We start from the raw sequence: 20087 nt of genomic DNA on the forward strand, positions 1-20087 counted from the left end.
TGAGAAGGGCCCGGATGCTGCAAATGGATGTCTGGCCACGCCGGCATTCGGCGATGGTCCAATCTGAAGCTGGGGACGTCAACAGGGGAACGGGCAGCACGAAAGAAGTTCCACCAACGGGAGCACAGGGAAAAGTGTGTCTTCCCTTGACAACTACTTATCATGGATGTCCCCTTTTCTGGGTTATCACCGGACTCCGCAGCGATAGCCGGACACTAGTGCCTACAGGTGCTGAGTGTCACGCTTTTCGAGCAAGTGCCCATTTTGCAGGCCTTCCAGGACATCGAGTCCCAAGAAGAATCGACAGGATCTTCTAACCAGTTGAATCTGTGGGACTTATAGCCGGACGCTAGCGGGAGCGCAATGCGCTCCGCACCCAGGATTAGCTCCCGCCTCTCTTTGGGGAGCAATAAATGAATCCAAATGATATGTCCGCTCAAGCGTTCCTGTTTGCCGAGCGCTGTCGACGCGCGCCGATTACCGGAGCGCGGCTACTTTGCCAGAACGGGAATGGTGGTGAACGAATTCGCGTTGAAGCGCAACCCGAGTACGCTGACAGGCGTGCTGCCCTGGGCGCGAAACTCCAGGATGCCCCGGCCATCGGCTGTCGCGGGGAAGCGACTGTATGATGCGAAGGCCGTGTGGCCGTGGCCTGGAAGGTTCAGCGTGGTCCTGCCGATCTCCTCACCGCCCTCGTTCCGGACGATGACATCGAAGACGGCCGCGGCGGCACTGGGGTTCGCGATGGCGACGCTGGTGACGAACCCCGCGGTGTTGTCATACCAGAGCACATCGGTGCCGGTACGGCGGCTCTCGATCGGTACGACGGCCTCCTGTCCTCCGGATTGGAAGATGGCAAAGCCGCCGACGGCGCCGTCAGTCACAAGCTCGGCCCACCCGGAGAGTGTCGGTGAACCGGAAGGACCTTCGCTCTCGAGGATGAGTGACGCGCCAGGTGCCAGGGTCCGGGCAGTGGTGTCCACAGACTCTCCCTGGCCGAGAGGCAGCAACAGTGGTTGGCCGTCGCCGGCGTAGAAGTTCAGACGAATCGGCGCCGGCGCCGTGCCCTGATTGACAAGGGTGATGGTGGTCTTCCATCCGCCGCCGCTGGCGATGTGGGTCATGGAGCCGCCGCCCGTGATCGCCGTCAGAACCGGGATGGTGGTGATGGCGCTGCCGCGGAATCGCAGGCCGAGCATGCTCACCATACCGCCCGGCGACCGGAACTCCACGCTGCCACGGCTATCTGCGGTGACGGCGAGTTGCTTCACCAATTCGAACGCCGCATGGCCCTGGGCTGGGAGCTTGATCGTCCTGGTGTCCTTGGTCGAACCATCTTCAGCCCGAACCACTGCCTCTACCACCACCGGGGCGCCGGACGCGTTGGACATGGCCATGCTGGTGACGGACCCCGCGGTGTTGTCGTACCAGAGGACGTACTTGTCAGCCTTTCGGTCTTCCAACGGGACGACGGCCTCCTGGCCATTGGCGCGGAAGATGGCGAAGCCCCCGACGGCCCCGCTGGCGAGGAGGTCTCCCCAACCCACTTTCACATCTCCTGCAGCTTCAGTGACCACAACTGCCGAGGCGCCCGAGGGCAGTGTGTTGTCGATGGATGAGGAGGCCTCCTCGGTGCGTGACGCGGCCGAGATCGGGCGTAACGGCAGCGACAAGGCCGTGCCTGCATCGTTAAAGAAGGAGATGCGGGTCTGCGCCTGTGCGGAGCCGAGGTTGACCGTGGTGAAGGTGGTCTTCCAGCCGCCGCCCGAGGCAACCTGCGGAAGGGCGCCGGCTCCGCTGAGCACATCGCCACCAGGCAACACCTGCTCGATATAGGGGATGAATCGGAGTTCCTGCAGCGTGTTGGACTTATCCATCCACTGGTAGCTGAAGTCCGCGGCGAATGGGGTTGCCATGCCGAGCCCCGAGTCCTCCAGCGCTAGGTCCGCAGTGTGGAAGTGATAGCTGACGCCGCCCATGTCAGAGCCGCCATTGGCGTCGAAGAAGTAGTCACCGTTGGAGGAGGGAAGGCTCCAGAGTCTGGAACTGGTGGTCGAGGTTTGCTGCAATGCCTGATCGACGCCCATCGCGTATTGAAAGGCAATTGGGTCGCCTCGAATGGCCAGGACTGTTCCTTTGGCGTGCTCGATGTAGATGTCGAAGTAGGCGCCGCCAGAGCCCTTGCCTGTTCCCCTGGACCTGAGGACAACGGTCTCCCCTTGCGGCACTGCCAGTCGATATTGGCTAGCTCTAAACTGATAGACGCCGCTCGCAGTGGCCTTCTGGTAGGTATAGGTGCTTCGCTCAAGAGTAGCGGTGCCGCCTGGCACACTGACCGCTCCTGGCTGATTGCCCTGCACCAAGGTCGTGGTGTAGGCCTTCAGCCGGGTTCCCGTGCGCACATCCGTGAAGTACATGTGCGCCGCAGTGTCGTTCGTGACCCATTTGGTACCGTTCCAAAACGCGGCGCCCTTGGCGGTGAGTGTCTTCCCGTCTGTATCAACTATCGCTCCGGAACCCTCGGTGTCCACATGGATTACTGTCGTGCCTCCGAAGAGCGAACTGGAAAACACAAGTAGCAGGCTGAATAGCAGTGTGCGCATTGCCGGTCTCCTCCAAATCGCTTTCATCCAGCAGATTAACTCGTTTCAGATCTGTTTGCATGAAATTGAGCCAGCCTGTGATACCGTACAGCAAAGCCTCGGTGGCCTGTCAGCGATCATGCTCGAACTCACGGTCTTTCTCAGTGGCGCATTGGTTCTGATTCTGGAACTCGTCGCTTCCCGAATTCTGGCACCCTATGTCGGAACTTCACTGTATGTCTGGACCAGTCTCATCGGGGTCATCCTCGGCAGCCTGAGCCTGGGCTATTGGCTGGGAGGGCGACTGGCGGACCGAAGCCCTCAGCCGCGTGTCCTCGCGCTCACGCTGATAGGGGCGGCAGCGGCCGTTTCTCTAATACCGATTGCGCAGGGGCCCTTGCTCTCCGCACTCGCAACCAGCGAGGGAGACCCACGATGGAACTCGCTGGGGGCAGCGATGCTGTTTGCGCTGCCGGCGGTGCTGCTGGGCGTGGTCTCCCCCTTCGCCGCACGGCTACGGATGACGAGCGTTTCAAGTTCCGGCTCCACCGTGGGCAAGCTGTATGCGATCTCCACGCTGGGGAGCATCGCCGGCGCATTCGCCGCGGGTTTCTGGCTGATTCCGAATGTCGGCAGCACCCGCCTGGTCTACCTGATAGGCCTGTGCCTGCTGGGTTGCTCTGCGCTAAACGCGCCGTTGCAGTTGAACCGTGCCCGGTTGGGCGTACTGGCAATCTGGGGCGCGTCGGTGTGTTACTTTGTGGCCTCGCCTCCAGCGTGGGCCGCGGGGCAGCTGTTACTTGATCGGGACACGGCGTATCAGCGGCTGCTCGTCTTCGATCTGCCTGTGCCGAACCGGCAACCCGTGCGCGTGCTCGCAATGGGGTTCTCTGAGTATCATTCGGCGATGTTCCTCGACAGACCCCAAGAACTGGCACTGGACTACACACGGTTCTTCTCAATGGTGCGGTATCTGCGCCCATCACTTCGGCGAATACTCTGCGTTGGTGGCGGAGCGCTGTCGTTTCCCCGCTACCTTCTGGCCACGTTCCCCGAGGCTTTCGTGGATGTCGTTGAGCTTGATCCGGGGGTCAGTCAGGTTGCCCAGGAGTACTTTCACTTCACGCCCGACCCGCGACTCTCACTCCACCACGAAGACGGGCGCGTGTTTCTGAATCGCGTAGGGCCGCGTTATGATGCGGTTTTTCTCGACGTATTCTGGGGGCGCACGATTCCGCAACAGTTGGCGACGGTTGAGTCGGCGCGGCGCATCGCGGCCCGCTTAGCGCCGGATGGTGTACTGCTGGTGAACTTCGTTTCGGGGATCGACGGACCTGGCGGGGCCTTCTTCCAGCATGAATACGCCACACTTAAGCGGATCTTCCCTCATGTCCTGGTCTTCCCTGTGTTTTACCCGGGCGACGCCACGCGGGTACAGAATCTGGTGTTGGTGGCCGCTGCCAGACCGGAAGCACTGACGCTGACAGCGCCGGAACTACGGCCGTTTCTGGCGCATCTTTGGACCAGTCCAATACCAGCAGCATTCGAGTTGACCGACGACTTCGCTCCGGTGGAGCACATGGCAGCACGGCAGCTGGCTGTCGGCCGCTAAGGGCGGCGACCGAAAGTCGACGACCGAAAGTCGACAGCCTGACCCGTCCCACTTTGTAAGTAATTGAACGAACAGAATTTATAGATGACTCCGCGCACTTCGCCAAGCTTTTGGCATGTATTGCCGCGATTCGTCTAGCATCCTCGCCAGACGCATAAGTCACACAGCATCAACAGCATGCGGCTCCCCCTGCGCCTCAACAGGCAAGAAATTCGACCGAGGCTATCCTGATTCCAGCGATCACAATCGCCGCTGGGACGCATCAAGTCGAAGGCAACGCCGGCCACCGCAAGCCCGTTGCTCTGACCCTCTCCGAGGCAGAAACAGACTGACGGGCAGGAGCTACGCGCCCCCGCCTCGACCCACTCCACGGCTGACTGGGGGCAACAAGGACCCGCACGTCCTTCGCCGCCCTGCGGGCGTCTCGTCCGTGCAAATGGAGCGTTTCTTGATCTCCTCCCCCTGACCCCCTCCTCGGCCTGCGGCCGAAGCGGGGGAGCCGTCCTGCAACAGGACCCTGCAGCCGCCGTCGTGCAGCCGCCCGAATTGACGGCGAGGGCACGCCGGCGGCCGCCTGGACGTGTTCCTCAGGGCGGGAGCCAGCCTGCGGCGCAAGGAGGGGACATTTACACACTCGGCCGTGATCATCAGCCGGTTCCTATTTTGGTCGCCTCCGCTTCCGGCTGCGCCTTCAGCTCCGGCACTCCTTCGGCGGCGGCCAATAACGCGCGTTCAGGCTGCTGGACCCACATCGGCCCTTCGTACGCTGCCCGGCTCGTCAGGCCAGTGTCCTCTGGCCGCAAACCTTTCTTGACGCCCGCTGTTTGCCGGCTTTTGCCCTCTCCTCGCAATTGCTTCGCCTCCTCCATCCCGCGCGCGTCAATAACGATTGCCGTCCCGCATTCGGAAATTAGCAAAATGTACGCGTAATATTTGCCGCAATCGGCTCGCGGATGACTCGTGAAATACGAATTCCAGCGTGGTCTGCAACATCAAGCATGTGCTTTAAAATAAAGGACTTAAATGGCTTTGCATCTCCGTCCAGGCTGGGCTAAGTTGCTGAAAATAGGTTAAAATATGATTTTTCAAGTTCAGGACTGCCGCCGCTCCTTCAATGTCGTGGCGCCAAAATTGCATCAATTCCGCCGGAGGTTCGATTGAAGAACATTCTGCTTTATACTGCTACCTTTTTGCTCCTGGGCGTCGGCGCGTTTGCGCAGGAGCCACCGGCTCGACCGGCTCCACCCCAGGATCAAAAGAGCGAAGAAATGCCTGCCACCCTGAAAGGCTGCCTGACCAAGGGCAGCGATGCGCAAACCTACGCCCTGGCAGACGATACTTCAGGCCAGAAAGTTGTCTTCTCCGGTTCGTCAAAACTGGACAACTATCTGAACCAGACCGTCGAACTAAAGGGCGAAATCGTGGATCGTGGCGGCGAGAAATCCTTCCAGCCCCGAACCATCAAGACGATTGCCGCTTCCTGTAAAAACGGACAGAAATAACGCACTCCGCGATGCGGCAATGCAGGTACCAGTCTGTGGCGGAAGTCCCGTTGCGCGACTTCTGCCACAGGCTGGTAAGCAAACTGTGCCGGGACGCCTCACTCAGGCGCCGCGGTGCGCCTGCGGCTTGCCGCAACGATTGCCCGCTCGCCAGTATCCGGACCCCTCCCATGCACCCCGCCATTCCGTTCCCCTCTAGGCTCTCAAACGCCGCCCTCTCGAACTCAAACTTTACCTGCGCTATGATTCAAAACTGCACATCGGTATTCGCGGGAAAGCGAATGTAAGCCGAGTTCGAACCGCGCTGGAACTCGCGGTTCGCCGGCGCCCGCCATCGCAACGGCCTCACACTCGCTCTGCTGGAGCTCAAGGAGATCACGAACATGCAAGCCAAGAATACGCTCTGCCTGTGGTACGACAAGGACGCCCTCCAGGCGGCCACCTTTTACGCCGCCACCTTCCCGGATAGCAAAGTCCTTGCTGTTCATCGGGCGCCTGCTGACTATCCCAGCGGCAAAAAAGGCGATGAACTGACGGTGGAGTTCACCGTGCTCGGTATTCCCTGCATCGGTCTCAACGGCGGTCCGGCCTTCAAGCACTCCGAGGCATTTTCGTTCCAGATCGCCACCGACACGCAGGAGGAGACTGATCGTTACTGGAACGCCATCGTCGGCAACGGCGGCATGGAAAGCGCCTGCGGTTGGTGCAAGGACCGCTGGGGCCTCTCCTGGCAGATCACCCCGCGTGTCATGATCGATGCGCTCGCGGCTGGCGGTGAGGAGGCCAAACGCGCCTTCGAGGCCATGATGAAGATGAAGAAACTCGACATCGCCGCCATCGAGGCCGCCCGCCGAGGCTGACAGAAATAGACCAGCCGCCGCCCGATTCGTCCCCGGTTCACCTGCAACGCGGGCTGAATCGGGCGGCTCCTGCGCATTTCCCCTCAGAATCCAGTCACCGCCCAAACCCGGTCACGCGCTTTCAAATAAATCGCAATCCCCCATAAGTATTTGACGATAAGGCGCTTGCCGCCGTCGCCTCACTAAGCCCTGAGGCCGTTTCCTTGGACGTCGTCCACTACAATGCCGGCCAGGGAGATATATGGAACGACGAACTGGCTCGAAACAGATTGGAGCGCGCGCTGGCAGGCCAGCCACGCCCGGGGACAACCGCCGCGACGCCGGCGCCAGCCCCCACGCCCGCAAAGCCCAAAATCCATCCAAACCCCAACCCGCCAATCCACTCCCCGCGAGCGATCAAAGCCAACGCACCCCGCGTCGTCCAACTCAGTCCCGGAGCCTGAGCGACGGACCACCAGAATCGGATCAACGCCGAACCACAACCCGGGGAACGCAATTCGCCAATCCACTCCCTGCGAGCGATCAAAGCCAACGCACCCCGCGTCGTCCAGCCCAGTCTCGGATCATGAGCGGCGAGCTACCAGAATCGGATCAGCACCGAACCACAACCCGGAGACCGCAACCCACCAATCCACTCCCTGTGAGGGATCAAAGCCAACGCGCCCCGCGTCGTCCAGCCCAGTCTCGGAGCCTGAGCGACGGGCTACCAGAAACGGATCAACACCGAACCACAACCCGGAGACCGCAACCCACCAATCCACTCCCTGTGAGGGATCAAAGCCAACGCATCCCGCGTCGTCCAGCCCAGTCTCGGATCATGAGCGACGGGCAACCCGAAACGGATCAACGCCGAACCACAACCCGGGGACCGCAACCCACCAATCCACTCTCCCTGAGCGATCAAAGCCAACACACCCCGCGTCGTCCAACCCAGTCCCGCAGCATGAGCGACGGACTACCAGAATCGGATCAACGCCGAACCACAACCAAGGCGACCGCAATTCGCCAATCCACTCTCCGTGAGGGATCAAAGCCAACGCGCCCCAGTCCGGCCTGCCCCGTCCTTCTACCTGACGGGCGCAACGCCGGCGAGCCTCAACCCTGAGCCGAACAATCAACCGCCCTCGAAATCAGCCCCGGAGCCCGCCCTGCGCGCGACCGGGCGTGCTCTTTGACAATCGAACCGCCAACTCAACGCGCCACCTCCGGGGATTCCACCCGCTTCGCCCATCCGCACTCGCTCCGTACTCCTGGCCGAACGGGGTATACCTTGGGTTTAATACGAGATAAGCAGGTCTTTATAGATGATTTGTGATATAGCTCTCTGTAGTGCCCAGCAGGGCCGCATCTTCGGAGGAGGATCGCGATGAAACAGCCATTCACTTGGCTCGCCTCGATGTTGTTGTTCACAGGCTGCATCCAGGCCCAATCCATAGACATTCAAGTCGAGCTCATGAATCAGATCGGCACCGACACCAGCCGCAAAGGCGATCTGATCTCTGGCCGCGTCATAGCACCGCCGCAGCTCCAGGGCGATGTGGTGGAAGGGAGGATCACGGAATCACGCTCCGGCGCCAAGCTCGGAGGCAAGTCAGTCTTCTCTTTCACGTTTGATACTCTCCGCCACGGCGGCTCCGCCATCCAGATCAGCTCGCAATTCAAATCGGCCATCAATTCCAAAGGCAGGCAGGATGTGGATGAAGAAGGCCGCATCGTAAAGCGCGGCACGGGCAACGTCGCCAAAGTCGCCGGCGGAACAGGCCTCGGCGCCATGATCGGTGGCATCGCCGGAGGCGGCAAAGGCGCGGCAATCGGCTCCGTCGTCGGAGCGGGCGCCTCCATCGCCATGGTCCAGATCGCAGCCGACGCCCCCAACATTCGCTTCGCCCCGGGCAGCCGCCTCCTCATCGAAGCCAACGCCCGCGGGGGCGCTCCCCTCTCCACCCTCGGCGCCGCCCAACCGGTTGCGGCTTCTGCTCCAGCTCAGCCTGCCGCCGCGCCAGTGGCGGCACAGCCAGTGGCCACCGCCACCACGGCAATGCCGGCTTCGCAATCCGCTCCCCAACCCGCCGCAGTCAATGCCCCAGGCGCGACACCTCAGCCTGAGTTCAAATCCCTCACCCCGGCATTCGTGCCCGGCGAGAAAACCATCTTCTTCGACGACTTCTCGGATATGGCCCCCGGCGACGCGCCGCCCCACTTCAAAGTCCGCGGAGCTTCCCCCGACCTGCAGGCCGCCGGAGCCGTTCGGCAACTCCTGGTCACCGCCAACGGTACGCTCACTCCAAACCTCACTTCGCTCCCCGGGAACTTCACCTACGAAGCCGACTTCAAGTACGACGGTGTGAAGCGTGCCATCATGACCCTGATCCTCTTTTCCAACACGAAGGAGGTCTTCCACTTCGTCACTTACGCGGGACAGGATCAGCTCGACCTCGTCGCCTCCATGCGCGCGCCCTACCAGGAACTCGGCCGCAAGCGCCTTCCCATGAGCTGGAACAACGTCGTGCGGTTCGCCCTCTGGGTCCAGAACGGACGCATGCGCATCTTCGTGAACGGTGAGAAACAGCTCGACTTCAACCAGGTCGATCTCCCGCCCATCACCAAGGTCGACTTTGTGAACAGCAACAGCTTCGCCGGTCAGTCCATCGGCTATCGCATGATCCGCTTCGCGGAATCCGCCCCCGACTTCAGCCAGACACTCAGTGCCTCGGGACGCTACGTCACTCACGGCATCCTCTTTGACACCGGCAGCGACCGCATGAAACCGGAATCCGCCGCCGTCATTCAGACCATCGCCAAGGGACTCGAAACGAACCCGAACCTGAAGCTTCTCATCGAAGGCCACACCGACTCCGTCGGCAATGCCGCCCAGAACCTGGATCTCTCCCGCCGCCGCGCCGAGGCCGTCAAAGGCGTCCTCGCCGCCCAGTTCGGCATCGACGCCGCGCGCCTCACCACCGCCGGGTTGGGCGCCACCAAACCAATCGACTCCAACGACACGCCCCAGGGCCGCTCGCAGAATCGCCGCGTCGAATTCGTCCGGCAGTAGCCGTCACAACGGCTGGTCCGAAACAACCAGGGCCTGTAAATCATCCGTATTGCTATTCGCATTCGCTGTTAGAATGTGAGGCACTAACTGGATGCCTGTCCTCCCTTCCATTCCGTACGCATCTCTCGTGGCGGATGTGCTGGCCGAGAACCAGGCCCTCATCCCGTTCCTCGGCGCAGGTGCCTCCATCGCCGGAGCGCCTCCGTCCACCATGCCCGTGCCCACTTACCCGCCAGACTCGGAAATCGATGAACTGGCTACCCGCTGGGGCCTCTCCGGCGCCGGTCTCGAACACCTGAAACAGGGCATCCGGCAAGCCTTCGATCTCCAGAACTACGAGGACCACGAGCCCGACTGGATGGACATCGCCGGCCAGAAACCTTATCCGCCCTCCGCCCGCGAACTGGCCAACGCCCTCGCCGCCAATGTCAGCTACCACGGCTCCTGGCCCTACTCCCTGCTGCCCGTGTCCAGCTACCACGAGTTCGTCCGCGGCCGCGATCCCCATCGCAAGGACCTCGAATCCCTCTTCGCCGGCAAAACCCAGCCGCTGCCTTCCCAGGACCTCATCGCCCGCGCCGCCCGCCACCACCTGCGCAATACCAAACGCGACTACCTAGTCATCACCACCAACTACGATCAGCTCATCGAGCTGGCCTTCGATGCCGCCAAAGTCCCCTATATCGTGCTCACCGTGGGCCGCAAACAGCGCCACGTCTCCGTCCGCCCCAGCACCAGTCTCCAGTCCTGGTTTGGCCTCTCCAATGAGGACTTCGCTGATTTCCTGGAGGGCCTGAAGTGCAAACAACCCGCCCTCTTCACCCTGCCGGCCGTCGCTGCCCGCAAGCCCGTGGCCGTCCTCTATAAGATGCATGGCTGCCTCTTTCCCCCAGCCGGGACCACCGACGACAGCATCATCCTCTCCGACGAAGACTACATCGCCTTCCTCAAACGCCAGGGCGAATCCGGCGATGGCGTCATCCCCGCCGCCGTCACCCGCCTCATGCAGAACGAAGGCCAGGCCAATACCGGCTTCCTCTTTCTCGGCTACAGCTTCTCCGACTGGAATGTGCGCGCCATGTACCGCACCATCATCGACCAGCGCGCGCTCACCAAGGACGTCCGGGACTACGCCGTCGTCAGTTGGGTGAACGACTTCGAGTCCCAATACCTCTCGCAACCCACCATCAACGTCTGCGTCGCCGATCTCGTGAAGTTTGCGGGTGAGATCAAACGCCGCGCGGAGCCCTCGGCCTGGTCCGATACACCCTCGCTATGGTAGGCCCCAATCCTTTTCGCGGTCTGTCCTCTTACACGCGTAACGATCGCGAGGTCCTCTTCGGCCGCGACGACGACCTTACCGTAATCCTGGCCCGCATCTTCTCGCGCCGCACCACCCTCCTGTTCGCCGGGTCCGGGGTAGGGAAGACCTCCTTCCTCAACGCCAAGGTCGCACCCGAACTGGAGCGCCGCTACTGCATCTGCGCGCACTCCGCCTGGAGCGCCGGCGACCCCCTCTCCTGCCTGCGCGACGCCTTGCGTTCCGCCTGGTCCGCCCAAGGCTTCCAGTGCCCGGACGGGACTTCCCTCGTCGGTATGCTGCCCTCGGCCCACCAGCAATTGAGCGGCACCCTCTTCATCCTCGATCAGTTCGAGGAGGTCTTCCAGAACCATCGCGACACCCCCGAGTTCGATCAGTTCGTCGCCAGCCTTTGTGAACTCATCAATACGGAAACGGTCGAGGCGCGCGTCATCTTCGCCCTGCGCGAGGAGTTCCTCGGCGAGCTCAGCGCCTTCGACAACAAAGCCCCCGACCTCTTTGGCAACTACTACCGCCTCAAGTCGCCCACGCGCCGCCAGGCGAAGGAGATCATCGAGGCGACAACCCGCTCCGCCGGTGTCGGCAAATCCCCGCTGCTGCCTGAACTCATCGAAGACCTGCTCCGCGCCGCCGCCCCCGGGATGCCCGGCGCCACCTATCGCTCCCGCGAATTCGTCTCCCCGCCTTACCTTCAAATCGCTTGCCGCCGCCTGTGGGAAGAGAGTCCGCCCACTGAGGAAAGCGGCTTCCCGAGGCAGTACGAACCGGGCGGTGCCTCCAACGCCCTCCGCGCCTACTGCGATGTGAATCTGGATCCGCTCGACAAGGCCGCCAAGGAAGTCATCTCCGGAGCCTTCGGCTTTCTCATCACCCGCCAGGGCGCCAAGATGGCCTACGAGCTGAACAGCCTGGCCGAGCACCTCAAACTGGACAGGGAGAAACTCGACAACGCGCTCTCCGCGCTCAGCAGTGTCCGGATCCTGCGGCGTACCCCGGCGCCCGGAGGCGCCATCTGGTTCGAGCTCTACCACGACATGTACGCGCCCTTCCTCACCGCCTGGGCCGAACGCTACCGTGATGAGTGCCAAAAAGAGGCCCGCCGCTCCAGTGTTCGCATTCGCCGCCTCCTCGAAGTGGCGGCTATGCTGGCCGTTCTCGCTTTCATTGGCGCTATCCTCCTGTTCCGCTCGAACACCTCGCTTTCAGAGTCCAACACCGCCCTGGTCCGCACCGTCGAGGCCAAGCCGATTCTCGATACCGCGACGCTCCTCTCCCTGGTGGATTCGGAACGCGCCGCGCTCCTCACCCTCGCCGCGGTGAACGTCTCCGGCGGGGCGGCCGATCATGCCGATGTCTCGCGCATCCTCGGCGATGTCCTGGCCACTCCGCGCCCCACCGTTACCGGCAACCTCGGGCCCATCGTCAGCGCCGCGGTGGGCGGCGATACGGTGGTTGCCCTGTCCGACAAGGGAGATGTGATCGTCTGGGGTCCGGACAACAAGGCCGTCAAGCTGGCGCGCATCGCCGATGCCACGGATATCGCCATTCAGCCGCAGGGCTTCGTCGTGGTCACCCGCGGTGCCGCACGGTCCCTCGTGGCCCGCGATGGCCGCATCGCACCCTATGCCGGCCCACTTGCCGCGCCCTTCGATCAGGACATCGTCAACGGCCTGCTGGCCAAAGGCAATCAGTCCGGTTCCGTCTCTGTCACGGCGGCCGCCGCAACAGCCTATGCGATTTCCCCGCAGCGCTCCGTTCATGTCGGCAGTTCCCCCGTTACCCGCCTGCAATGGAATGCCGCCGCCACCCGTCTGCTGGTAGGCCTGGACGACGGGACCGCGGCCATCCTCGACCGGGCCAACCTCGACCTGATCACCCGGTTGCCAGGTTCCGCCGGAGCCGCGCTGGCAGTGGGCTGGGACCGCAACGGGGCGCCGGTCACCCTCAGCCGAACCGGCGAGATCAGGGTCTGGGACCTCAATACGCCGCTCAAACGCATCCGCGCCTCGTCCCAGGCGCTCTACGGCATTGCCTTTTCCCCCGATGGCGGGCGCGTGATCGCCGGCTCGGGTGATGGCTCCGTGAAGATCGTCGACCTGGCTGCCGGCGCCCTGATCGGTGACTGGAAGAATGTCCCGCCCTCCAAGCAGGTTTGGGACGTCGCCATCAGCCCAAATGGCAAGAACATCGCGAGCGTCAGCCTGGATGGCCTCCTCAATCTGTGGACCGCCTCCGGCAAGAACTACGACGGGCATAGCTTCTTCAAAAGCGTCTGGTCTGTGGACTTCGCGCCCGACGGGAAATCCGTGGCTGTGGCCCTGTCGGACGGCAGCGTCTACCAGATCGATCTGCCCATCCAGAAGAACACTCCGAGGCTCGTCGCCACGCACAAAGACCGCGCGGTAGCCGTTCGCTTTTCGCCCGACGGCAGCATCATCGCCAGTGCCGGCATGGACCGGCACCTCCTGCTGACGCCGGTCAGGGAAGGCGCCGCGCAGAGGGATATCGGCCCGAAACCGGGTGGCCTGCTGGACATCTCTTTTGGCGGCAGCACAGGCACCTGGATCGCCGTCGCCGATGCCTCGGGCGTAGCCGATGTCGTGAGAAAGGCCGATACGCTCACGATGCGCGGCCATACGGGTCCGGTCTTCGGAGTAGCCTGCCGCCCGAAAATCCAGGAGCTGGCCACCAGCGGGCAGGACGGCACAATCCGTGTCTGGGACATGACCAACAGCACCGAACTCCTCCGCTACTCCGCCCATGCCGGCGGCGCCAACCGCGTGGCCTATAGTCCGAACGGCAAGATGGTCGCCTCCAGCGGAGCCGATGGCTTCATCCGGACCTACGCCGCCACCTACGATGACCTGCTCGATCTCGCGCGCCACTACGTCAGGCGCTCCCTCACCGCCGACGAGTGCAAGCAGTATCTGCAGTCCTCCCCGTGCCCGGCGGACCTGCGCGAAACCGCGAAGTAGCTGCCGCGGCTCCGCAGGGCAGCGTCTATTCGTGGCACAGTCAGAAGAGCGCGCCGGCGCCAACAATCCATGCAACCCTCCCTTCTGTTGATCTCCCTCCTCCTGGCGGCAGTACCCCTGGCCGCGCAGGCGAAGCGCGTGCTGGTGGTCTCGATCGATGGTCTCGACCAACGCTACCTCGAAGAGGCCGATCGCCTCGGGCTCCGCATCCCGAACATCCGCCGCGTACTGAAAGAGGGGCAGTGGTCGCACGGGGTGGTCGGCCAGGCGCCCACCGTTACCTGGCCGTCGCATACGACGATGATCAGCGGCGTCGGTCCGGACGTCCACGGGATCCTCGGCAATCGCCGGCCGAAGTCCGAGGGCGGGGAATACTACTGGAGCGCATCGCTCCTAAAGGCCCGCACTCTCCTCGATGCCGTGAAGGTGGCCGGCCGCAGCAGCGCCACCATCACCTGGCCGGTGACCGTGGATGCGCCAGTGACCTGGAACCTGCCCGAATACTTTCAAGGCAGGCGCGGCGGCGACATGGACGTCCGCTCCATCGAATCCAAGTGCGTGCCGGCCGACCTGGTGAAGAGCATCTCCGCCCTCTACCCCGCCTTCCCGCGTGAGTGGATGGAAGACCGCAATCGCAGCATGGCCGTGCTGTATTTATTGAAGACCGTGAAACCCGATCTCATCCTGGCGCACCTGGTCGATCTCGACTCCGAAGCGCACCGGAATGGACCCTTCACACGGGCCGCCAATGCCACGCTGGAAAACATTGACGAGTATGTCGGCCAGATGCTGAGCGCGTTGCCGGCGGATTACACCTTCGTGCTCGTCTCCGACCATGGCTTCGAGAAGGTGGAAGAAGACATCAACCTGAATGCGGCCGCCAAAGCGCGCGGAGTAGAAGGAGTGAGGGTCCTGGGTGGCTATGTGCTGGCGTCAACGCCCGCGGCGGCGGCGTTTCTGCGCGAGTTGAAAGCCGGAGGCAGCTACGGCATTGGGCGCGAGATTCCGCAGGAGGAACTCCATCGCTATGCGCCCGACCTCGCCCCGGTGGAAGCCGCGTTTGAATCCACCGAGGGCATCTTCTTCACTTCGGGCGATGGGTCCGCTGTTCATGCCAAGCCGCACGAAGCGGGCAACCACGGCCATTGGCCGACGCGTTATCGCGCGGTCTATGCGGCCTGGGGGCCAGGCATCCAACCGGCGCGGCTGCCTGAGTTCTCCCAGAAAGAAGTTGCCGGGCGCCTGGCCACTTTACTGGGCATCCCGTTCACGCCCGGCCCCAAGTAACGCGGTCAGCCGGCGGCCGGGCCTTTGCGCATCATCCGGTAGACCCACAGCAGCAGGATCGCGCCGACCACGGACATGATTAGTCCGGCGCCTTCACCTTCGTGATACCAGCCCAGGCTACGACCCAGAAAGCCCGCCACGACGGAGCCGGCGATGCCGAGGAGCATGGTGATCAGCATGCCGCCCGGATCCTTGCCAGGCATAATCAGTTTGGCCAGTGCACCGGCAACCAGGCCGATGAGACACATCCAGATGAAGCTCAACATGTAGTCCTCCTAAGTTGCCCGCATTTCAACGGCACTCTGAAAGGTAGCACGCGCAGGCGGCGTGGGTGCAGTCCTTTCCGGCCGCGCTGCTACTTGGCGACTGTCAGGTTGTTCTTCACCGAGAAGACGCCGGAGACTCCGCCCGCCGCGACGTTGGCGATAGTCCGGTCTCCTTCACTGTTGACCACGCCCTCGAGAGACACATTGCCGTTGGCCACGATGATATGGATGGAAGGGACCGCGGACAAGGTATACCGGTCGAGTCCGGGATTCGAGTAGATGGCGCGGTAGAGGGCGCGGCGCAGGCGGTCGTCGTTGGGGGACAACGGCAGGACTTCGATCTGATTGTCCACGCTCTCGACGCCTTCAATCTGCTTGACTACCCGGCCTGCATCCTCCTTGAGAGTCGGACGGGTGACCTGGCCCATGAGTGTCACCTTGTAGCCGTCGATGCGGTAGGAGAGGTTGTCGAACACGCCGTAGTAAGGCAGCATCACCAACTCATGACGCACCTCCTTGAGCAAGCGCTTCTGCGCGTCAGCGGTTTGAGCCGGGCAGAGGGTTGGCACCGCCAGCACGGTGAGCAGGACCAGTCCTTGAGTAAAGCGGTTCATAGGTTTTCTCCAGTACACGAGTCTGTTAAGTCAGGTACGACTCACGAGGTTGTATATGCAAACGGAGGGCCAACTTTGAGGTCAAATCGACGGGACACGCGCGAGGCGGAGAGCCGAATCGCTGGAACGGCCTGACTGTAGGGGGTCATTCGACGCCCCGCAGTCGGTCACGAGCCAGGAATTCGGGTGACGAGCCGATTCACAAGAGCCCTCGGCCGGAGCGGCTTACCTAGTGTTGCGCCTTACTTACCGCACTTCGGAAATATCTGCCTGCCCAAAAGACCTGAATGGCGCAAATTGGTGCTTCGCATGCCCCTATACCGGCCAGGAGCAACATATGCCAGACAGTTCATCCACCTCTTTTACCGACAGGATCGCGGACGAATCCTCCCAGCTCAGCGACAGGCTTTCCGACGGGGCGACCCAGTTGAAGGCGAAAGCAGCGGAGCTCAGCCGGATGGCAGCCGCGAAGCTGGACAAGGCCGCGGCCTCGTTGCATGGCACGGCCGAGAATCTCCCTGGTGTTGAGACGGCCAGCGGTTTGGCGCACTCGGCCGCGGACCGGTTGAGCGCGACCGCCGGCTATGTTCGCGAGCACGACGTCGACTCGGTGCTGACCAGTGTCAGGGCCGTGGTCCGGAAGAACCCTGGCCAGTCGCTCATCATCGTGGGCGTGATTGGGTTCCTGATTGGGTGTTCCTTCAAGCGAGGCGCTACCGCCCGAGTTTGATGCGAGGCGAGGCATTGGGGCGGTGACCAATCATCGTTCCTCCTGACTGTCTGCAAAGCGTATGAATGGGCTCTGGCGCAACGTGGCGGTCGACGTTCGAACTAAATGGTGCTCAGGGATGGGCACAGGAGAATCAAATGCTTTGGACGATAGTCGCTGTAATGTTAGTGCTCTGGCTGCTCGGATTCAGCATGAGCGTAGGCGGGAGCCTGATCCACTTGCTGCTGGTCGTGGCCCTGGTCGCGATCGTCTTCAACCTGATCACGGGACGCAGAAGCGCCATATAACTGTTGTTGAGCCGGGGCCTGCTGCTCGTCGTATAATTGTTCTCGGTTACCGAGGACAATTGCATGAGCAAACCAACCGACCTGGTCCAGGGCACGCTCGACCTGTTGCTGCTGAAGATCCTGGCTTTGGGCCCGATGCATGGCTGGGCGGTGGGGCAGCGTTTGAAGCAGGTCTCCGGCGACGTGCTGAGTGTCAGCGACGGATCACTCTATCCTGCTCTTCATAAGCTCGAGCAGGCGGGGTGGATCACGGCTGAGTGGAAGACCAGTGAGCTGGGGCGCCGGGCCAAGTTCTATTCGCTGACGGCCACGGGCCGCGGGCACCTGGAGAAGGAAGCGGCCAACTGGGAACGGCTCTCTTCGTCCATCACCGAGGTGGTGCGCCTGAAGGAGTTGGAAGCCTGATGCTGAGCGTCAGGTCCTGGCCTTACCGGTTGCGTTCGCTTCTCCAACGGTGGGGAGCGGAGGGCGGCCACATCTTCGGGTCTTTCGAAGCGTGGGCGCGCGAGCTCCGCCATGCAGGGCGCACGCTGCGGCGATCCTCGGGATTCAGCCTGACGGTCGTATTGACCCTCGCCCTGGGCATGGGCGGCATCACGGCGGTCTACTGTGCGATGGACCGCCTGCTGCTGCATGCGCTGCCGTACCCCGAACCAGGCCGTGTCGTCGCAGTGCACGAAACGCAGACAGGGAAGGGCTTCCGTCCCGTATCACTGCCAAACCTGCTCGACTGGCGCGCGCAAAGCCGATCGTTCCAGGCGATGGCCGGCTTCATGACGCGCACCTTCGGCCTGCGCGGCGGGCAGGGGGACGCCGGCTCAGCGGTCTCCGTCATCAACACGGCGATGGTCACGTCGGAGCTCTTCCGCGTGCTGGGCACCGGGCCGGTGCGGGGGCGCGCCTTCCTGGAAGAAGAAGAGCTGCAGGGGAAGGCTGTGATCATCCTCACGGATGCGCTGTGGGCGGAGCAATTCCATCGGGAGCCGGGCCTGCTGGGCCGCACGGTGCAGTTGAATGAACAGCCCTTCGAGGTGATCGGCATCCTGCCGCCCGGGTTTGTCTTCCCCACGTCGGGTACCGTTGTCGATGCGTACGTCCCCTTCAATCACAAGGACTACAACGGCCGGGACACCCGCCCCATGCGGGCCGTGGCGCGTCTGAGAGATGGAACGGTCTTTGCACAGGCGCAGGCCGAGATACGCACCATTGGCGCCCGGCTGGCCGAGGCATGGCCGGCTGAGAACCTACGCGGCGGCGCGGACATTGAGCTGTTGGACGATACCTGGAAGGGCAGCCTGCGGCGTCCATTGTTCCTGCTGACGGCGGCCGCTCTGCTGCTGCTGGCGATCGTTTGCACGAATGTCATGAACCTGATCCTGGCCCGTGCGCTGGCGCGGAGCCGCGAGATGGCGATCCGGGCCGCCCTGGGCGCGGGACTCGCCGCCGTCCTGCGGCAGATGCTGGCCGAGGCGCTGGTGTTGAGTGTCATGGGCGGCGGACTCGGTTTGTTGTTTGGCGTCGCGCTGCTGCGCGGCCTGCCTGTCGTACTGCGCTTCGGCGGCGCCGCGCAGCCAGTCAGCGCGCTCGGCTTCAATTCCTCGACACTGGTTTTCGCCTCAGGGCTGTGCCTGCTCATCACCGTACTGTGCGGCTTCGCGCCGGCGCTCTTCCTGCGTTCCCTACGGCTGAACGCCACCATCCGGGATGGCAGCGAAACAGGTGCCCGCCGCGGTACCCTGCCGTTCCGGCTGCGGCAGATGCTGGTCGTCAGCCAGGTGGCGCTGAGCCTGGTGCTGCTGCTGAGCGCCGGGGCCTTTCTGCGCGTGTTCCTGAACCTGGCTACACGCCACCCGGGCTTCGAGAGCGCCCAGGTCCAGTACTTCGGCTTCGGACTGCCGGAAGCGCGCTACACGGATCGCCAGATGATCGAGTTCCACAAGCAGCTGCGCGACCGGCTGACGTCGATCCCTGGCGTCGAATCGGCCGGGGCGGCCTGGCACCTGCCGCTCAACGGCCGGAACAACACGACCGCGTTCCAGTTCGAGGGCGCGGGGCTGCCGCAGACTGAATGGTCGTGGGTGGCTTACGACGTGATCGATCCCGCCTACTTCTCCACTTTGCGGATCCCGTTGCTGAACGGCCGCGGGTTCTCCTGGGAGCAGGACCGCACCGGCCGGCCGGCGGCGGTGATGGTGAACCGGACCTTCGAGCGGCTTTTCGCGAAGGGCGGCAGCCTGCGAGGCAAGCGGGTGCAGCTCCGTTTCCAGACGGACCTGGTGCCGCGGCGGACCACGCTATGGGAGATTGTGGGCGTTGTGGGGGACACCTACCAGACCGGGCTGGACAGCGCGATCCGGCCGCAGATCTACATCCCCATCAGCCAGACCGGGCTCGACGGGGGCACGTATGTGCTGCGCACGGCTCGTACGGATGAGGGCCTGTCGCGAGCGGTGGCGGCCGCAGTGGCCAGTGTGGACCCGAACCTGGAGCGGATCGTGGTGCGGCGGTTGGACGACTGGGTGAGCAGGAGCCTGGGCGACCGGCGTTCTCCGGCCGTACTGACCGGGTTGTTCGCGCTGGTAGGGCTGCTGCTGACCGTGCTAGGCCTGTATGGCACGCTTGCGCTGGAGATGCGGCAGCGCCGGCGGGAACTGGCGATCCGGATTGCGTTGGGCGCGAGTGCATCGGGCATCACCGGCCTGGTACTGACTCGGGGGCTCCTGCTCACGGCAGCCGGAGCCGGAGTTGGGTGGGCCGTGTTCGGTTTGACCGGGCGCGTGTTGGCGAGCCAACTCTATGAGGTCGCCCCGAACGATCTGAGGAACGCCGTGGCGGTGTTGCTGATCCTGCTGCTCAGTTCGCTGTGTGCCTGCCTTTGTCCCGCCTGGGAAGCGCAGCGCCACAAGCCTTTGGCGGTTTTGCGAGAGAACTGACCGGGCCTGCGAATTTCCCTAAAACTCTTCGAGACGGGTATCTCTCCTAGACGTCTATACTAGACA

At 63.1% G+C, this 20087-nt stretch carries 14 protein-coding genes; 11 read left to right on the forward strand and 3 right to left on the reverse strand.

The features are described from left to right. Positions 1–491 precede the first annotated feature (491 nt). Entirely contained in the window at positions 492–2603 is a 2112-nt protein-coding gene (locus tag ACR9Y2_RS26755; protein WP_435044914.1) for a hypothetical protein, read from the reverse strand. Between the two features lie 118 nt (positions 2604–2721). Here ACR9Y2_RS26755 and ACR9Y2_RS26760 point away from each other — a divergent pair, with 118 nt between their 5' ends. The 7 genes from ACR9Y2_RS26760 (at position 2722) to ACR9Y2_RS26790 (ending at position 15191) form a co-directional block, all read left to right on the forward strand. Beyond that, on the forward strand, positions 2722–4194 hold the full coding sequence (locus ACR9Y2_RS26760) for a fused MFS/spermidine synthase (RefSeq protein WP_435044915.1): 1473 nt from the start codon (positions 2722–2724) through the stop codon (positions 4192–4194). Between the two features lie 1157 nt (positions 4195–5351). Continuing rightward, positions 5352–5696: a hypothetical protein gene (locus ACR9Y2_RS26765; RefSeq protein WP_435044916.1), complete on the forward strand. Its 345-nt coding sequence runs from the start codon at positions 5352–5354 to the stop codon at positions 5694–5696. A 383-nt stretch (positions 5697–6079) separates the two neighbouring features. After that, positions 6080–6556, forward strand: coding sequence for a VOC family protein (locus tag ACR9Y2_RS26770; protein ID WP_435044917.1), 477 nt, complete (start codon positions 6080–6082; stop codon positions 6554–6556). A gap of 1366 nt (positions 6557–7922) precedes the next feature. Further along, positions 7923–9608, forward strand: a complete 1686-nt coding sequence (locus ACR9Y2_RS26775; RefSeq protein WP_435044919.1) for an OmpA family protein — start codon at positions 7923–7925, stop codon at positions 9606–9608. Positions 9609–9699: 91 nt separating this feature from the next. Further along, entirely contained in the window at positions 9700–10890 is a 1191-nt protein-coding gene (locus ACR9Y2_RS26780; protein ID WP_435044921.1) for an SIR2 family NAD-dependent protein deacylase, read from the forward strand. Next, positions 10884–13904, forward strand: a complete 3021-nt coding sequence (locus tag ACR9Y2_RS26785; protein WP_435044922.1) for a WD40 repeat domain-containing protein — start codon at positions 10884–10886, stop codon at positions 13902–13904. The genes ACR9Y2_RS26780 and ACR9Y2_RS26785 overlap by 7 nt, the downstream gene beginning before the upstream one ends. Positions 13905–13973: 69 nt before the next feature. After that, a complete protein-coding gene (locus ACR9Y2_RS26790) occupies positions 13974–15191 on the forward strand; it encodes an alkaline phosphatase family protein (protein WP_435044923.1) in 1218 nt (405 codons plus the stop codon). A gap of 5 nt (positions 15192–15196) precedes the next feature. Here the strand turns inward: ACR9Y2_RS26790 and ACR9Y2_RS26795 are convergent, their stop codons facing one another. Beyond that, positions 15197–15457, reverse strand: a complete 261-nt coding sequence (locus ACR9Y2_RS26795; RefSeq protein ID WP_435044924.1) for a GlsB/YeaQ/YmgE family stress response membrane protein — start codon at positions 15455–15457, stop codon at positions 15197–15199. 89 nt (positions 15458–15546) lie between these two features. After that, on the reverse strand, positions 15547–16071 hold the full coding sequence (locus ACR9Y2_RS26800; protein ID WP_435044925.1) for a BON domain-containing protein: 525 nt from the start codon (positions 16069–16071) through the stop codon (positions 15547–15549). 337 nt (positions 16072–16408) lie between these two features. Here ACR9Y2_RS26800 and ACR9Y2_RS26805 point away from each other — a divergent pair, with 337 nt between their 5' ends. From ACR9Y2_RS26805 to ACR9Y2_RS26820, 4 genes are all read left to right on the forward strand, one after another. Further along, positions 16409–16801, forward strand: coding sequence for a hypothetical protein (locus ACR9Y2_RS26805; protein WP_435044926.1), 393 nt, complete (start codon positions 16409–16411; stop codon positions 16799–16801). 137 nt (positions 16802–16938) lie between these two features. Next, positions 16939–17088, forward strand: a complete 150-nt coding sequence (locus ACR9Y2_RS26810) for a lmo0937 family membrane protein (RefSeq protein WP_435044928.1) — start codon at positions 16939–16941, stop codon at positions 17086–17088. A 63-nt stretch (positions 17089–17151) separates the two neighbouring features. Beyond that, positions 17152–17493 (forward strand): PadR family transcriptional regulator, encoded by a 342-nt coding sequence (locus tag ACR9Y2_RS26815; protein ID WP_435044929.1) that lies wholly within the window; start codon positions 17152–17154, stop codon positions 17491–17493. Beyond that, a complete protein-coding gene (locus tag ACR9Y2_RS26820; protein WP_435044930.1) occupies positions 17493–20021 on the forward strand; it encodes an ADOP family duplicated permease in 2529 nt (842 codons plus the stop codon). Before ACR9Y2_RS26815 ends, ACR9Y2_RS26820 begins: the two co-directional genes overlap by 1 nt. The last annotated feature ends 66 nt before the right edge of the window (positions 20022–20087 follow it).

Source organism: Paludibaculum fermentans (genome assembly GCF_051172195.1).
Classification (GTDB): Bacteria; Acidobacteriota; Terriglobia; order Bryobacterales; family Bryobacteraceae; genus Paludibaculum; species Paludibaculum fermentans_A.

Bases quoted from the DNA above. Each gene is read 5' to 3' on its own strand.
- ACR9Y2_RS26755 (WP_435044914.1), bottom strand. From the start codon at position 2,603: ATGCGCACACTGCTATTCAGCCTGCTACTTGTGTTTTCCAGTTCGCTC.
- ACR9Y2_RS26760 (WP_435044915.1), top strand. From the start codon at position 2,722: ATGCTCGAACTCACGGTCTTTCTCAGTGGCGCATTGGTTCTGATTCTG.
- ACR9Y2_RS26815 (WP_435044929.1), top strand. From the start codon at position 17,152: ATGAGCAAACCAACCGACCTGGTCCAGGGCACGCTCGACCTGTTGCTG.
- ACR9Y2_RS26790 (WP_435044923.1), top strand. From the start codon at position 13,974: ATGCAACCCTCCCTTCTGTTGATCTCCCTCCTCCTGGCGGCAGTACCC.
- ACR9Y2_RS26795 (WP_435044924.1), bottom strand. From the start codon at position 15,457: ATGTTGAGCTTCATCTGGATGTGTCTCATCGGCCTGGTTGCCGGTGCA.
- ACR9Y2_RS26810 (WP_435044928.1), top strand. From the start codon at position 16,939: ATGCTTTGGACGATAGTCGCTGTAATGTTAGTGCTCTGGCTGCTCGGA.
- ACR9Y2_RS26800 (WP_435044925.1), bottom strand. From the start codon at position 16,071: ATGAACCGCTTTACTCAAGGACTGGTCCTGCTCACCGTGCTGGCGGTG.
- ACR9Y2_RS26805 (WP_435044926.1), top strand. From the start codon at position 16,409: ATGCCAGACAGTTCATCCACCTCTTTTACCGACAGGATCGCGGACGAA.
- ACR9Y2_RS26775 (WP_435044919.1), top strand. From the start codon at position 7,923: ATGAAACAGCCATTCACTTGGCTCGCCTCGATGTTGTTGTTCACAGGC.
- ACR9Y2_RS26770 (WP_435044917.1), top strand. From the start codon at position 6,080: ATGCAAGCCAAGAATACGCTCTGCCTGTGGTACGACAAGGACGCCCTC.
- ACR9Y2_RS26785 (WP_435044922.1), top strand. From the start codon at position 10,884: ATGGTAGGCCCCAATCCTTTTCGCGGTCTGTCCTCTTACACGCGTAAC.
- ACR9Y2_RS26820 (WP_435044930.1), top strand. From the start codon at position 17,493: ATGCTGAGCGTCAGGTCCTGGCCTTACCGGTTGCGTTCGCTTCTCCAA.
- ACR9Y2_RS26780 (WP_435044921.1), top strand. From the start codon at position 9,700: ATGCCTGTCCTCCCTTCCATTCCGTACGCATCTCTCGTGGCGGATGTG.